This window comes from Paracoccus sp. Ld10 (assembly GCF_045064235.1).
Classification (GTDB): domain Bacteria; phylum Pseudomonadota; class Alphaproteobacteria; order Rhodobacterales; family Rhodobacteraceae; genus Paracoccus.
In genome coordinates this window covers 1-12,863 of record NZ_JBISHD010000006.1, presented here as the reverse complement: position 1 = coordinate 12,863, position 12,863 = coordinate 1, and the positions used below count along the sequence as shown (strand labels likewise).

14 protein-coding genes, 1 tRNA gene and 1 pseudogene are annotated in these 12,863 nt (G+C 64.2%); 6 read left to right on the top strand and 10 right to left on the bottom strand.

Features of this window, described 5'->3' with window-relative positions; all coding sequences use genetic code 11:
• Nucleotides 1-65: 65 nt before the first annotated feature.
• The 5 genes from ACJJVR_RS03210 to ACJJVR_RS03190 all read right to left on the bottom strand — a co-directional run bounded on the left by ACJJVR_RS03210 (nt 66) and on the right by ACJJVR_RS03190 (nt 5,500).
• Entirely contained in the window at nt 66-2,024 is a 1,959-nt protein-coding gene (locus tag ACJJVR_RS03210; RefSeq protein WP_405402205.1) for a M28 family peptidase, read from the bottom strand.
• A gap of 85 nt (nt 2,025-2,109) precedes the next feature.
• On the bottom strand, nt 2,110-2,727 hold the full coding sequence (locus ACJJVR_RS03205; RefSeq protein WP_405402203.1) for a glycosyltransferase family 29 protein: 618 nt from the start codon (nt 2,725-2,727) through the stop codon (nt 2,110-2,112).
• Nucleotides 2,724-3,752, bottom strand: a complete 1,029-nt coding sequence (locus tag ACJJVR_RS03200; RefSeq protein ID WP_405402202.1) for a glycosyltransferase family 4 protein — start codon at nt 3,750-3,752, stop codon at nt 2,724-2,726. The genes ACJJVR_RS03205 and ACJJVR_RS03200 overlap by 4 nt, the downstream gene beginning before the upstream one ends.
• The gene (locus ACJJVR_RS03195; protein WP_405402522.1) at nt 3,745-4,932 is read right to left on the bottom strand and encodes an MFS transporter; all 1,188 of its coding nucleotides are present in this window, start codon (nt 4,930-4,932) and stop codon (nt 3,745-3,747) included. Before ACJJVR_RS03195 ends, ACJJVR_RS03200 begins: the two co-directional genes overlap by 8 nt.
• Nucleotides 4,933-5,020: 88 nt before the next feature.
• Nucleotides 5,021-5,500: a hypothetical protein gene (locus tag ACJJVR_RS03190; protein ID WP_405402201.1), complete on the bottom strand. Its 480-nt coding sequence runs from the start codon at nt 5,498-5,500 to the stop codon at nt 5,021-5,023.
• 164 nt (nt 5,501-5,664) lie between these two features.
• On the opposite strand from ACJJVR_RS03190, the gene leuB reads away from it, so the two are divergent.
• From leuB to ACJJVR_RS03170, 4 genes are all read left to right on the top strand, one after another.
• Nucleotides 5,665-6,786 (top strand): 3-isopropylmalate dehydrogenase, encoded by a 1,122-nt coding sequence (gene leuB / locus ACJJVR_RS03185; RefSeq protein WP_405402199.1) that lies wholly within the window; start codon nt 5,665-5,667, stop codon nt 6,784-6,786.
• 6 nt (nt 6,787-6,792) lie between these two features.
• A complete protein-coding gene (locus ACJJVR_RS03180; protein ID WP_405402520.1) occupies nt 6,793-7,746 on the top strand; it encodes a DMT family transporter in 954 nt (317 codons plus the stop codon).
• A gap of 49 nt (nt 7,747-7,795) precedes the next feature.
• A tRNA-Pro gene (locus ACJJVR_RS03175) sits at nt 7,796-7,872 on the top strand.
• A 197-nt stretch (nt 7,873-8,069) separates the two neighbouring features.
• Nucleotides 8,070-8,537 carry a GNAT family N-acetyltransferase gene (locus ACJJVR_RS03170; RefSeq protein WP_405402198.1) on the top strand — a complete coding sequence of 156 codons (468 nt, stop codon included), beginning with the start codon at nt 8,070-8,072 and terminating at the stop codon, nt 8,535-8,537.
• 121 nt (nt 8,538-8,658) lie between these two features.
• Here the strand turns inward: ACJJVR_RS03170 and ACJJVR_RS03165 are convergent, their stop codons facing one another.
• Nucleotides 8,659-8,994, bottom strand: coding sequence for a DUF1330 domain-containing protein (locus tag ACJJVR_RS03165; RefSeq protein WP_405402196.1), 336 nt, complete (start codon nt 8,992-8,994; stop codon nt 8,659-8,661).
• Between the two features lie 110 nt (nt 8,995-9,104).
• On the opposite strand from ACJJVR_RS03165, the gene ACJJVR_RS03160 reads away from it, so the two are divergent.
• Entirely contained in the window at nt 9,105-9,893 is a 789-nt protein-coding gene (locus tag ACJJVR_RS03160) for a helix-turn-helix domain-containing protein (RefSeq protein WP_405402195.1), read from the top strand.
• A gap of 126 nt (nt 9,894-10,019) precedes the next feature.
• Here ACJJVR_RS03160 and ACJJVR_RS03155 read toward each other — a convergent pair whose 3' ends face one another.
• Together ACJJVR_RS03155 and ACJJVR_RS03150 are read right to left on the bottom strand one after the other, a co-directional pair.
• Nucleotides 10,020-10,586 carry a TetR/AcrR family transcriptional regulator gene (locus ACJJVR_RS03155; RefSeq protein ID WP_405402194.1) on the bottom strand — a complete coding sequence of 189 codons (567 nt, stop codon included), beginning with the start codon at nt 10,584-10,586 and terminating at the stop codon, nt 10,020-10,022.
• Nucleotides 10,587-11,045: 459 nt separating this feature from the next.
• Nucleotides 11,046-11,493 (bottom strand): annotated as a pseudogene (locus tag ACJJVR_RS03150) (transposase); the annotation flags it as partial.
• 162 nt (nt 11,494-11,655) lie between these two features.
• Here ACJJVR_RS03150 and ACJJVR_RS03145 point away from each other — a divergent pair.
• Nucleotides 11,656-11,838 carry a hypothetical protein gene (locus ACJJVR_RS03145; RefSeq protein WP_405402192.1) on the top strand — a complete coding sequence of 61 codons (183 nt, stop codon included), beginning with the start codon at nt 11,656-11,658 and terminating at the stop codon, nt 11,836-11,838.
• A gap of 153 nt (nt 11,839-11,991) precedes the next feature.
• Here ACJJVR_RS03145 and ACJJVR_RS03140 read toward each other — a convergent pair whose 3' ends face one another.
• Together ACJJVR_RS03140 and ACJJVR_RS03135 are read right to left on the bottom strand one after the other, a co-directional pair.
• On the bottom strand, nt 11,992-12,630 hold the full coding sequence (locus ACJJVR_RS03140; RefSeq protein WP_405402191.1) for a DUF1349 domain-containing protein: 639 nt from the start codon (nt 12,628-12,630) through the stop codon (nt 11,992-11,994).
• Between the two features lie 30 nt (nt 12,631-12,660).
• The coding region (locus ACJJVR_RS03135) for an IS3 family transposase (RefSeq protein WP_405402189.1) at nt 12,661-12,863 on the bottom strand (203 nt) is incomplete at its 5' end.

The window sequence follows — 12,863 nt, the reverse complement described above, 5'->3', positions numbered from 1 at the left end:
CAATGCCAGCGCGCGTTGCAATCGCCCCTGCGCGCCCGGCGACCGGGCGCGCAGGGGCAGCGGTCCTAGAACCGCAGCCCAAGGCCCGCGCCGACGGACGCCTGCGATCCGGCGTCATGGCCGATGCGGCTGTCCAGCGTCACCCAGGCATCGGCCTGGTCCGACAGCGCCGTCTGTGCCGACAGGCCGACGCGGACAAAGTTGCGGTCCTGTCCGTCCAGCACCACGCGACGGTCGGTGCCGGTGCCGTCGGTCACGCGAATGCGCGACGGCGCCCCTTCGGCCAGGTCATGGACCAGCGTGCCTTGCGCGGACAGCGTCACGTCGCGACCGGCCAGGGCCATGTCGGTGCCGACACGGCCGCCCAGCTGCACCTCCAGGCTTTCGATGGACTGGCCGGCATAGGTGACCGCGCGACGGTCGCCCGAGCCTTCGGAAAATCCGCCGATCCGGGTGCGGCTGTAGTCCAGCCCCACGACCGGGCCATAGGTCACCCCCGAGGCCAGCGCATAGTCGCGCCCCGCCTGAACCCGTGCGCCCAGTGTATAGGCGTCGGTCGACCAGTCGAAATCGCGTTCCACGATGGTCGCGCCCAGCCCCGAGCGCAGGACAAAGTCACGCGTTCCCGACAGGTCGGACTTGCCCCAGCTGACCGCGCCGATCACCCAGTCGTCGTTCATCGTATAGGCCGCGTCCAGCGACAGCTGAAAGCCGGTCGATTCCAGGTCGTCGCCGCTGGTCAGGTCGTCGCCGGTCCGCGCATAGGCCAGCTGTCCGCCCACCGACAGGCCGGGGGCCGCCTGATACGACACGCCCGCACGCGCCATCAACGCCGCCCCGCCGTCGCGGCCAAAGGTGGCGCTGCTGTCGGGCGTGGCCAGACCCTGCACCGCGATGCCGGGCGTGATCTGGCCCAAGGGCGCATCCGCGCCCAGCCGGTCGCGCGTGGCGCGCAGCGACAGGGCGGCCAGGTCGGCCTGCTGACGGGTGGCCAGATCGGCGATCTGCGCCGCCGACAGGGCCGCATCCTGGGATGAGGCAATCAGATCGGCGCCCGTCTCCTCGACCAGCAGGCGGGTCAGGATGCTGGCATAGTCGCGCATGCGCTGTTCGAACCGGTCGGGTCCAAGGGCCGCCAGCAGGAATTCCCAGTTGTCCTCGGTCGGGTCATGCCAGGTCGATCCGCCGGGGATCAGGGGGTTGTCGGTCTGGGTATATCCGTCCAGATCGCCGATCTCCCAGTTGGTGGCCTCCAGCCACAGGATCGGGATGCCGTACCCCTCGAACACGGCGGCGTCCGAACAGCAGCCGGTGTTGATCGGATAGTCGGAATTCAGGCCCGGGTTGCTGCGCAGGTCGATCCCCAGATCGATGGCGATGGCCTGCGCGCGCGTCCACAGCGACAGCAGGGCCGGATCCTCCAGGTATTCGGTGCCCGCATGGGCATACATGAAATCACCGGTGATCAGGCTGTCGATGTTGATCATGCCGGCCATGTCGCCCTGACGGTCGCCCAACGTATCGACATAATGGGCCGCACCCTGCAGGCCGACCTCCTCGGCGCCAAAGGCCACGAACTCCAGACCCACATCGGTGGCCAGCCCGGTCATCTGGGCGGCCAGTTCCGTCAGCATTCCCGCGCCCGACGCGTTGTCGTCGACCCCCTGCAGGTCGGGCGAGGTTCCGGCGCTGTCGAAATGCGCGCCCACCACGATGAACCGGTCGCTCGTGCCGGGCATCGACACGACCAGGTTCTGCGACGGCCCCAGCGTGGCGCCCGACCGGGAGGTGGCGGTGAAATCCTGGCGCGCGACCGCGTTGCCGCCAAAGGACAGCTGCCCGCGCATGTATTCGGCAGCCGCGAAAAACGTCGTGCCGGTTTCGGGCGTGCCGGTAAAGCGGCCCGGAAAGCGCAGCGCCAGCATGCGCATGGTGTCGTATCCATAGGCGCCAAAATCCTGTGCCAGCGCCGGTGTGGCGCAGATCAGCGCCGTAGAGGCCAATGCGGCCTTGATCGTGTTCATGGGGTTTCCCTGTCTGCTTTTTGGTGTCCCCCTGCCCGGGGGAAGCACGCAGAATTGCACAGAGTGCAGCACAGACAAGGGTGCGTCAGCGGATCAGCGTCAGACGGTGGTCCTGGCGCAACAGGTCGGCGACCCACGCGCCCTCGGCTGCGAAATCATGGGGCACCTGTGCGGCGTTGCGCCGTCCCGACAGCGACAGGCTGGCAAAGAAGTCGAACCCGTACAGCGTCAATGATGCCAGATCGCTGCGCAGGCACAGGTCGATCAGCATCGCCCCCGTGGTCGGCGGCGCGCCCAGCCGCCCGGCAAGCAGGTCGATATCGGTTAGCGGGTGCAGGTAAAAGCCCGTGCTGGACGCGCTGTCCCAGTCCAGCCGTTTGCGTTTCGGCGACATCCACAGGATGCGACCGGGGTTCAGCCGCGCGCGGTCCGCGTCCGACAGGCGCGTGGCCAGCGCCAGCCAGTCGGTGCGCGTGCCGTGGCTGGCGGGCCGCGGCATCGGCGCGCGGTTGATGCGGATGACCGTGTCCGCGGCGTCGATGCGCGGCCCGTGCGCCTGATCGGCCAGTGCGCGGGCATTGCCGATCAGGGCGACATGGCGGCCCGTCAGGTCGGCCAGCAACGCGGGCTGCGGCACCGACAGCGCGGCCAGCGGCGCGTCGCGGCGCATCAGGCGCGCGGTGGCAAAGGCCAGCCGGTTCACAGCAGCGACCGATAGACGTCGACGATGGCCCGCGCCTCGCCCTCGATGGCGTGGTTCGCGGTGACATGGGCGCGGGCGGCGTGTCCGGCGGCGGCCCGGCCCGCGTCGTCGTCCAGCCAGCGCGCCAGCGCGGCGGTCAGGGCGGGGGCATCGTCACGGGGGACGAGGCTGCCGGTTTCACCGTCACGGATCAGCGCCTCATAGGCACCGACGCGGGCGGCAACGGTGGGGACGGCGCAGGCCGCAGCCTCCAGCGGGGTCAGGCCGAACCCTTCCCACCGGGCGGGGGCGGCGAACAGGTCCAACGCCTGATAATGCGCGATCACCTGATCCCACGGCAATTCCCCCAGGAACCGGATGCGGTTTTCCAGCCCGGCGGCGCGGATGCGCGATTGCAGATCGTCGGCAAAGGCGCGGTTGTCGGGGGTGATGCGGCCGGTGAACACGATCTGGACGTCGGGGCGGCCGGGCAGCAGGTCCAGCCCCGCCTGCACCAGCAGGTCGACACCCTTTTGCGCGCGGATGCGCCCGAAACATCCGATCAGCACCGCGTCGGGGTCCAGGCCCAGTTGCGGGCGCAGGGCGGTGCGGTCGGGGCTGGGGTGGAACACGCTGGTATCGACGCCGTGCAGGATGACGGTGGCGGGGCGTTCCAGATAGCTGGCCGCCTGGGGCGAGGTCGCGATCAGCGCGTCCTGTTGACGGATCAGCCAGCGGGTGAAACCGGTGTGCCTGCGCTGGGCGGCGGAGGTGAACAGCAGCCGGTATTTCCGACGCAGGACGCGGCGCAGGATCAGGCCCAGCGCCATTTCCGTGTTGCGCCGCGCGTGCCAGACCCGCCAGCGGTCGCGGGGCAGGGTCGCGGCGCGCATGAGCGGGATGTGCGGTATGTCCGGGGGCAGGCCGGGGCCGGTCGCGCGGATGTCGATCATGCGCGCCTGTACCGGGATCAGCCGCACCACCGTTGCCGTCACCCCCGACAGGCGACGTTTCAGGTTGGGTGCGACGATCAGCGGGTCAGTCATGTGGGGCGGCCTCGGGCGTCAGGAAATACAGCAGGAACCCGATTGTCAGCGGGATCAGGAAGAACAGCCACAGCATAGCGAAGGCCTGCGCGGGCGCAAAGGCGCCTTGGGCCGCCGCATAGACCGGGCGCGAGGCAAACTGCATTACGCCCACCCCGCCGATCGACATCATGTTGAGAAATGTCATTCCCCGACCCACCAGATGTGGTGGCAGGAAGGAACGCCCATGCGCCATCAACAACGGATAGGCCGATCCGAAAAAGCCCAGCATCACCAGCAGCGCCGTCACCGCAGGCAAGGGCAGGGTGGGCGCCCGCCACATCACCAACAGCGTGGCGATCATCACCGCGGAAAACACCATCGTGGCCCGGCGCGCGCTGCCCGCCAGCCGGGCGGCGGGGCCGACCGCAAAACTGCCCGCAACCATGGCCAGCCCCATCGCCAGCGTGACGCGGCCGATCTGGGTGGCATCGGCGCCATGGACCTGTTCCAGCCACGGCGCGGCCCACAGGCCCCGGATCGCCGCCGTCACCGCATAGTTCACCCCGAACAGCGGCAGAATGAACCACAGCGCGCGCAGGCGCAGGATCTGGCCGATGGATCCCTGCGGGTGTCCCGCCCCCAGCCGTGCCGGATCGCGCACGCAAGCCAGCACCAGCCCCGCCACCATCAGCGTCACGACAGCCAGCCCCCACAGGGTCTGGCGCCAGCCAGCGGCCTCGATCACCCACACCAGCGGCGATGCGCCCAGAATGTTGCCCAGCGATCCGAACCCGACCAGCACCCCGGCCAGCATGCCAAAGGATGCGGGCGGGTATTCGCGGGCAAAGATATAGTAGGGTCCCATCAGCGCCGGCGAACAGCCGATGCCCAGCGCGGTCATCGCCAGATGCAGGTGCCATGGCGCATCGGCCATCGCAAAGATCATTGCGCCCCCCGCACCGCCCACGGCCATCAGGCAGGCCACCGTGCGGCGCGGCCCGAACCGGTCCAGCGCGGCCCCCACTGGCAGCTGCATCAGCGCAAAGGCGATGAACCACAGACCCGACGACAGGGCCAGATCGCCCGGTCCAGCGCCGATCTGATCGCGCAGTACCGGTGCCAGCACGGCCAGAAAGGCCCGATAGAATTGCGACAGCATATAGGCCAGCACCAGGCTGACCAATCCGGCCTTGACCATGAACCCGTCCCTCCGTTCCTCGGCGCCACGCTGGGCCAAGGATGCCGAAGCTGCAAGATGGGCTGTTCACGCCGCGGGCGACGCGGGGCTATTGGGCGGGGGAAGCATCCGCGTCGGTTTCGGCTTCGGCGGCCTCCGCCTCGGCCAGGCCCGGTGTCACGGGCTGGGTGCTGCCGCCCATCCCCTCCAGCCGGGCGATCATGTCGGGGACCTGAGGGCCCAGCCTGTCGCAGGCATCCTCGTCCCCCATCACGGCAAAGGCGGGGCGGGCGTAATCGCGGTCATAGCCGACCGGGTCAAGACCCAGCCGGTCTGTCAGCGCATCGGTGGTGCCGACCATCAGCTGATATTCCGGCCCGCTGACGTCATGTTCAGGGCATTCCGCCGTGATCACGGTCATCTGGGCCAGATCGCGCGCCAGCGCCTTTGCCGCGTCGTCGGTCAGATCTGACACATCCGGCAGCGGCACCACGACCCTGTCGCCCGGAACCCCGTCCGAGGTCTGGGCCAGGGCGGGTTGCGTCAGCGCCATTCCGGCGGCAATCATCAGGACAGTCCAGCGTTTCATCGCATTCCTCGTGCGCAATCACGGTCGGGGGAAAGGGTCGGTCAGTGGTCGGCGCGGTGCAAGGCAAACTGTCGTGAGCGGGGCGGCGCTTGACCCTAGGGCGGGCGGCGTCTAACCCCGAACCGCAGCCTGCGCTGTCGCGACAGGCACCTGAAGGAGGGATCATGTCCGACCGCTATTCGCTTCTCATCCTGCCCGGCGACGGGATCGGCCCCGAAGTCATGGCCGAGGTGGTCAAGGTCATCGACTGGTTCCGGGCGAACCGCGGCATGGCGTTCGACGTGACCCACGACCTGGTGGGCGGGGCGGCCTATGACGCGCATGGCGTGCCCCTTGCGGATGCGACGATGGCACGCGCACAGGCGGTGGACGCGGTCCTGCTGGGCGCGGTCGGCGGCCCGAAATACGATGTGCTGGATTTCAGCGTGAAACCCGAACGCGGCCTGTTGCGCCTGCGCAAGGAGATGGACCTGTTCGCCAACCTGCGCCCGGCGCAGTGTTTCGACGCGCTGGCCGATTTTTCGTCGCTGAAGCGTGAGGTTGTGGCCGGTCTGGACATCCTGATCGTGCGCGAACTGACCAGCGGCGTCTATTTCGGCGAACCGCGCGGCATCCATTCCGACGACAACAACCCTGACAACGAGGGTGGCCGCGTCGGCATCAACACCCAGCGTTACACCAGCGGAGAGATCCGCCGCGTCGCCCGCGCCGCCTTTGAACTGGCCCGCGCCCGCGGCAACAAGGTCTGTTCGATGGAAAAGGCCAACGTCATGGAATCGGGCATCCTGTGGCGCGAGGAGGTGCAATGGGTGCATGACAACGAATATCCCGACGTGACCCTGTCGCACATGTATGCCGACAACGGCGCGATGCAGCTGGTGCGCGCGCCGCGCCAGTTCGACGTCATCGTGACCGACAACCTGTTCGGCGACATCCTGTCGGACGCGGCGGCGATGCTGACCGGGTCGCTGGGCATGCTGCCGTCGGCGTCCTTGGGCAAGCCGATGGCCAATGGCCGGCCCAAGGCGCTCTACGAACCCGTGCACGGATCGGCCCCTGACATCGCCGGGAAGGCGCTGGCCAATCCGATCGCCTGCATCCTGTCCTTTGCCATGGCCCTGCGCTACAGCTTTGCCGAAGGTGCCGCCGCGGATGCGCTGGAGGCCGCGGTAGAACGCGTGCTGGCGGACGGGCTGCGCACCGCCGACCTGATGGGCCCCGAGGGGGGCACGCCGGTCAGCACGTCGCAGATGGGCGATGCCATCATTGCCGCGCTGGAGGCCTGATTGGCCCTGACCGCCAATGTCAGAGGCGCGTTGCTGCAGCTTGCGGCGATGGGCCTTTATGCGACGCATGACGTGGTGATCAAGTCGCTGGGTGCGATCTATCCTTCGATGCAGATCCTGTTCTTTGCCTCGCTGCTGTCGTTTCCGCTGGTCAGCATGGTGCTGATGCGCGACCCCCAGCCCGGCACGCTGCGCCCGGCCAATCCGGGCTGGGTGATCCTGCGCACCCTGTGCGCGGTGGTGGCCGGGATGGCGGGGTTCTTTGCGTTTTCGACCCTGCCGCTGACCCAGGTCTATGCGATCCTGTTCACGACGCCGTTGCTAATCACCATCCTGTCGATCCCCCTGCTGGGGGAAAAGGTCGGCAGGCACCGATGGGCCGCCGTGATCGTCGGCCTGACTGGCGTGCTGATCGTGCTGCGCCCCGGCGGGCAGGAAATCCAGCTGGGCCATATGGCTGCGATGGCCGGCGCCATGGCCAGCGCGATGGCCGCGGTGGTCATCCGCCGCCTCGGCCGGACGGAACGTCCGATGGTGCTGATCATGTGGCCGATGCTGGGCAACTTCTTCGCGACCGGGGCTGCGCTGTCGGTCAGCTATCAGCCGATGGAGCTGGTGCATCTGGCGATGACCGGCATCATTGCCGGGCTGGGCCTGATGGGCGGGTTCCTGGTCATCATGGCATACCGCACCGGAGAGGCCGCGATCGTGGCCCCCATGCAGTATTCGCAGATCCTGTGGGCCACCGGATACGGCTGGTTCCTGTTCGGAGAGGGCGTTGACCCCGCGACCCTGCTGGGCGCCGGGGTGATCATCGCATCGGGCATCTATATCGTCTGGCGCGAAAGCCGTGGCGGCGTCAGCGCCAACCGCCCCGCCACCAGTGCCCGCCTGCGCACCGAAACAGTAACCGCGCCAAAGTCGACGATCCTGCAAAGATTGTGGTCGCCCCGCCGCTGATGAGGGCTTGCATTCTCCGGATCGCCGCGCTACCTGCCCGTCCTACGGTCGGAGCGTAGCGCAGCCTGGTAGCGCACCTGCTTCGGGAGCAGGGGGTCGGAGGTTCGAATCCTCTCGCTCCGACCATTTCCCCGATGTTCTGTGGCACATAGTTCTGCCTTTTCTATTAGGCAGTCTGCCTCTCGGGTTTGCTAGATTGACGAAAGCGGACGGTCATCAGTCGGCGCAGCATCGACGCGAAGAGCCCGTTGGAGACCATCAAGAGCTTGCGTGTCTCATCCTTCGACAGCACGAATAAGCAACCAGATGTAAGGAAGTGGGACATGCAAATCCGCGCAACCGTTGCAGCAGACGCAATGTCGATGAGCGCTATGCTTAAGCAACTTGTGGCAGCAGGAAAACGAACCTCATCTGCGGACAAGCCTTTCGTGTTGAGCAACTACATCGAGAACCCCAACCGCGTTGCATGTTCTGTGGCGCTGGATGATGACGGGACTCTGCGGGGCTTTCAGTCATTGAAGCTGGCAGTGGAAGGAAACCGGTTCGACACTCCCGTCGGATGGGGCATCATCGGCACCCATGTTTCGCCTAAGGCTAGCCGCAAAGGCGTCGGGACAACGCTTTTCGAAGTGACCAAGGCAGCGGCACGCAATGCAGGGCTTGAGACCATCGAAGCTTATATTGCTTCTACCAACGTCGCGGGTCAGGCTTACTATGAAAAGATCGGCTTTCGCACGTATCGCACCGCAGATGGGTCCACCTGCAAATGCTACCACCTAACTAAACCATGAGAGGCGGCATGGTCCCGCAAAGCAGACCGTCAATCGCCACCTTGGTTCGTCCGCTATGCGGGACTTTGCAGACATCCATTCTTCGTCACCAAGTTGGAAGAATGGAGTGCAACGATTGATCTCAGGCCCCACCGGCGCCGTGCAGGATATCAGTTGCGCGATGCTCACTTCCAACACCATCTATCAGGTAGACATCTCCCGCTGCGCCTTGCAGACGCAATGGAATTAGCGCCTGATAAGCTTGTGAAGCATACCACGCCTGCGCTGATGCCTTGGTCGGAAAAGCGATGACAATGAGGTCGTCGACAGGATTACCTTCAAGAACCTCGCGCGCACCGCCATGAATGACGAAGTGCCCTTCGAACGGTTCAAGTGTTGCGTCTATCCTACGGAGATAATCGACGATGCCATCGTTTATTTGCACATCGCGCAGTTGTCCAACTGCAAAGGCTGTCATGATCAGTCTCCTGTGTGTGGCTGCTCCAAGAAGTATCTAGGGCACATCGTCGCCTGTCGATTACCTGAGAGGTAATGGAAACGATTCCGGTTCCGGGTAATCTTCACGTCATGGACCTCGAAGCACCATCATTCGGAAACATTCTGCGCACGCGCCGCCGCTTCAGCCAGCTGGCGCTTGCGCTTGAGGCGGACATATCGCAACGCCACTTGAGCTTTGTCGAAGCAGGGCGCTCGAAGCCGAGCCGCGAGGTGATCTTGCGACTTTCGGAACATCTGGACGTGCCCCTGCGTGAGCGGAACGCGATGCTGGTTGCCGCGGGCTACGCCCCCGCCTACGAGGATCGGCCGCTCACATCTCCCGATATGGCCCGAACGCGCGAGATTATTGAGCGGCTGCTTGTAAGCTACCAACCCCATCCTGCCTTGGCGCTCGATGATTCGTGGACGATCCTCGCAATGAACAGTGCTGCCTCGGTGTTGACTGAAGGTGTCGATCCGTCGCTTCTGAAGGGCGAAGTCAACGCGTTGCGCCTAACTCTTCATCCTCAGGGTCTTGCACCTCGGATTATCAACCTGCAGGCGTGGCGCGATCACGTTCTGCGGCGACTTGCACAGGACATCGACATGTCCGGCAATCATCGCCTTGTCGATTTGCTGGAAGAACTGAAATCCTATCCTGTCGGTCGTCGAGCTTCGACACGACAGGCGGAGCATGCCCCCGACATTGCCGTGCCGCTGATCCTCGATCACCCTCGGGGTCGACTGTCCTTCCTGAGCGCAACCACGATTTTCGGAACGGCAGTGAACGTCACGCTTGCTGATATCGTGATCGAGACGTTTCTTCCCATCGACCACCAGACGGGCGAGATATTGCGCAGTAAGAGTTCTATCAAATGACGCTATGGGCGCGTCACGTCGATACTCATGCGCCCCGTCGTAGGTGGCTGTGCGGGGATGGGGCGGACAGTCAGGGTAGGCCTGAGAAAGCGCCCCGAATTGGTCGAGGCTAGCCTGAAGGTGACATCACGATGGGTTCGTCTGTTTCACACTGCACAATACTCCCAACCGGGCGATGGCGGCTATACTGGACAGAGCGTGCACACCGGCTCCATCCCGGGCCTGAACTGCCATTCCTTGAAGGGTAGCGCAAAGGAACCGCGCGGCCGTATCGGCATGGGTGCGCGGCAGCCAATGTTCGAGGTCTTGCGCGAAGCGAGCAGTCATCGCGCCACGTCTCGCGGCAAGCTCTTCAGTCAGCGCATGATGATCTGGATGGCTGGTCAGAAGACCTGTCGAGATCATGCAGCCATGCCCAACCACAAGCGTGATTGCGCGTTCGAACATCCGGTCCAGCGCGTCGTTGAGCGTCAGGTTTTGCGCGTGATCCTCCACCAGCGTCAACGAGGCCTCAATCGCGTAGCGATCGAGCGCTTCGCGGTACAGGCCAGCCTTGCTGCCAAAGGCGGAGTAGAGACTTGGAGGGGCAATCCCTATCGCATCGGTCAGCATCGTCAGAGACAGCAACGGTGGTTGGCTGAAAACGCCAAAACGCGCGCGCCTCAAACAGGCAGGAAATTCCCCGACGGCCACTGCGCCGTCCCTCCGAGCAGCAAATCTCCGACGAGTTTTTCAACAGCATCAGCCCAAAGCGGTCCTCCGGATAACTATGGCTTTTGCGTCGAGTCTACGCAGGGACAACTGAAATTGCGCTTCGCGTCCGGAAAGCCCGGCTGATAAGGCACGGGCCGCACAGAACGTCACTGCCAGCCCGGGGGCCGGGACCCGCCGAAAGACCAAAGCGCGGTGATGGCAAGCACCACCGCGACGGCGGTGAACGCACCGAAGGCCAACCGCGACTGTCCGGTCATGGTAGGGGCTATCGCCTACGACAAAACCACGCCCGCACATGTTCCAGTATTGATCGTCGTTGTTCGTTGCGTCCTGCCGGCCCTTGGCGAATGCGGCGGCCATGGGCGGCGAGGCAAGTCCCGTGCTTAAACCAGCCAGCATGACGGCGGCAGCCAGGACCATCTTGGACGGCGCAAGCGAAAAGGCACCGTTGCCGGTCACGGTGCCGAACCGCCCGACTGGCGGGATACAGTACAGCAGATCCGTCAGTACTGGGCTGTCGCCAGCTCGGCTCCAGGTGAACTTCACCGCTCGGGTATCGCCGGTGGCAGTGTCCATTACCAGATGAACCTTGTGATACTGGCACATGCGGTGCGTGCCGTGCTTGCGCGACAGCCGTTCTCCGTCGCCGGGGAGCTTGAGCCCGGTGCTGTCCACCATCAGGGTCAGTGGTCCCGGCGTGCGGCGGCTGGATAACTGAACGGCCAGAGATTTGTGTCTGCTGCTCAGCGTGGAAAAATCCGGCACTGGCCAGCGAGCCCAGCCATTTGCAGGATGCTGGTAACAATGCCTGTAGTTTGGCCAAGCGGCAGCCCAAAGACACTTTCATCAACAGGCAGAACTGGATTGCCGCATCCGGGAACACAGGTGTTGATTGCCACTGAAGTTTTCCTCAAATGGCCACAACTCTTCCTTTGCGGCAGCAAGGCTGATGTAAGGCTCGAAGAGTTTTCGCTCGCGCCCCCAACCAAAGTTTCTATCGGGGACAGCCGTCTGCTAATGTCGCCGCACCAATCGTGGGGCCAGTAGCATGGGAAGAAACGATCAGAAGCCTGAAAACACGAAGGCAGAGCACGAGCAGCCGCTGGCAAAGCGCATCGCTGCCTTTCAGGAAAGGGCAAGACCGCGCGGCAGCGAGCAAACGCTCACATCGGCCGAGCTGAAGGCGTTCATGAATGAACAATGGGGCGAAGGTGAGGACGAGGATCGCTAACCCAACTCGCCTATCAGGTCCCCCGCTTACAATTTCGGCCCTTAGCTGCTGGTCGACCGTCGCCAGATAGAGTGATGCCGGTTCCCATAACCGGACGGTCATTCTTGGTGTGGCGGGATTGACTACACAATATCCGCATACCGAACGGAACTGTCATTTGCCTGATCCGCGCCCCTCGTTCAAAGCAATGAGAGGAGGACTATCTCGCAGGGGAACCTGATCGATTATCAACGACGCTCGACCGTGCAAATCGCGTGAAATAGCCTCTCCGACACGGAAATCTTTGAAGGTGGCTTCGAAGCCGGAACGCTGCGGCGAACAGCACATCATCCCGACATCGACTGCAACGGTCGGCGGAAAGCACGCGAGCCGAACAGGCACGAACGTCTCTTCCAGCGGATTGTAATACTGAACCCGGATGGCTTCAGCATGGCGTGTCAGACGAATGCGGATATCGGTCGTGGCACAAGGAACCTTGACAAGCGACCAATCCGACATGGTTTTGATCACGACGACCAAGAAATAGTTCTTTCCGTCCGTGTGTTCGATGCCCGCCTTGATCCAGTGGCTTTCGCTGAGCCGGATCATGAGCCCTGCCTGATCATAGAGCACCCTGTAGTCGCCACCTACACTCACCTCCGCTGTGAAGTCACCCTCGGCGCGCTGGTGGAGGAAATGGCCGTTGTCGCGATAGAAGCCGTAGAATGTCCCGCGCCAGAAGTCGGTTTTGTCACCGGTGGTGACCCTCAGCACATCTCGTCCTGTGTTACGTTTTCGGGTGGGTTTAGCCATTTGAGATCAGTCATCTTGGACCTTGCTGTGCTAGGTGTTCAGTCCCGGCATCTGGTGGATCGGATTTGGGATGAATCGAGCTGGCTCTGAAGTCCAGACCTTGCAGATGTATTCGTAGGGCGTGAGGCCGTTGAGCGTCTTCAGCCTGCGTGCGAAGTTGTATGCGTTCATGAAGTCGGCGAGGTGGGTGCGCAGCTGATCATGGCTGTCGTAATGGTATCGCTTCACCGTCG

Bases quoted from the DNA above. Each gene is read 5' to 3' on its own strand.
- ACJJVR_RS03195 (WP_405402522.1), bottom strand. From the start codon at position 4,932: ATGGTCAAGGCCGGATTGGTCAGCCTGGTGCTGGCCTATATGCTGTCG.
- ACJJVR_RS03145 (WP_405402192.1), top strand. From the start codon at position 11,656: ATGGGAAGAAACGATCAGAAGCCTGAAAACACGAAGGCAGAGCACGAG.
- ACJJVR_RS03190 (WP_405402201.1), bottom strand. From the start codon at position 5,500: ATGAAACGCTGGACTGTCCTGATGATTGCCGCCGGAATGGCGCTGACG.
- ACJJVR_RS03160 (WP_405402195.1), top strand. From the start codon at position 9,105: ATGGACCTCGAAGCACCATCATTCGGAAACATTCTGCGCACGCGCCGC.
- ACJJVR_RS03210 (WP_405402205.1), bottom strand. From the start codon at position 2,024: ATGAACACGATCAAGGCCGCATTGGCCTCTACGGCGCTGATCTGCGCC.
- ACJJVR_RS03165 (WP_405402196.1), bottom strand. From the start codon at position 8,994: ATGACAGCCTTTGCAGTTGGACAACTGCGCGATGTGCAAATAAACGAT.
- ACJJVR_RS03140 (WP_405402191.1), bottom strand. From the start codon at position 12,630: ATGGCTAAACCCACCCGAAAACGTAACACAGGACGAGATGTGCTGAGG.
- leuB (WP_405402199.1), top strand. From the start codon at position 5,665: ATGTCCGACCGCTATTCGCTTCTCATCCTGCCCGGCGACGGGATCGGC.
- ACJJVR_RS03200 (WP_405402202.1), bottom strand. From the start codon at position 3,752: ATGACTGACCCGCTGATCGTCGCACCCAACCTGAAACGTCGCCTGTCG.
- ACJJVR_RS03170 (WP_405402198.1), top strand. From the start codon at position 8,070: ATGCAAATCCGCGCAACCGTTGCAGCAGACGCAATGTCGATGAGCGCT.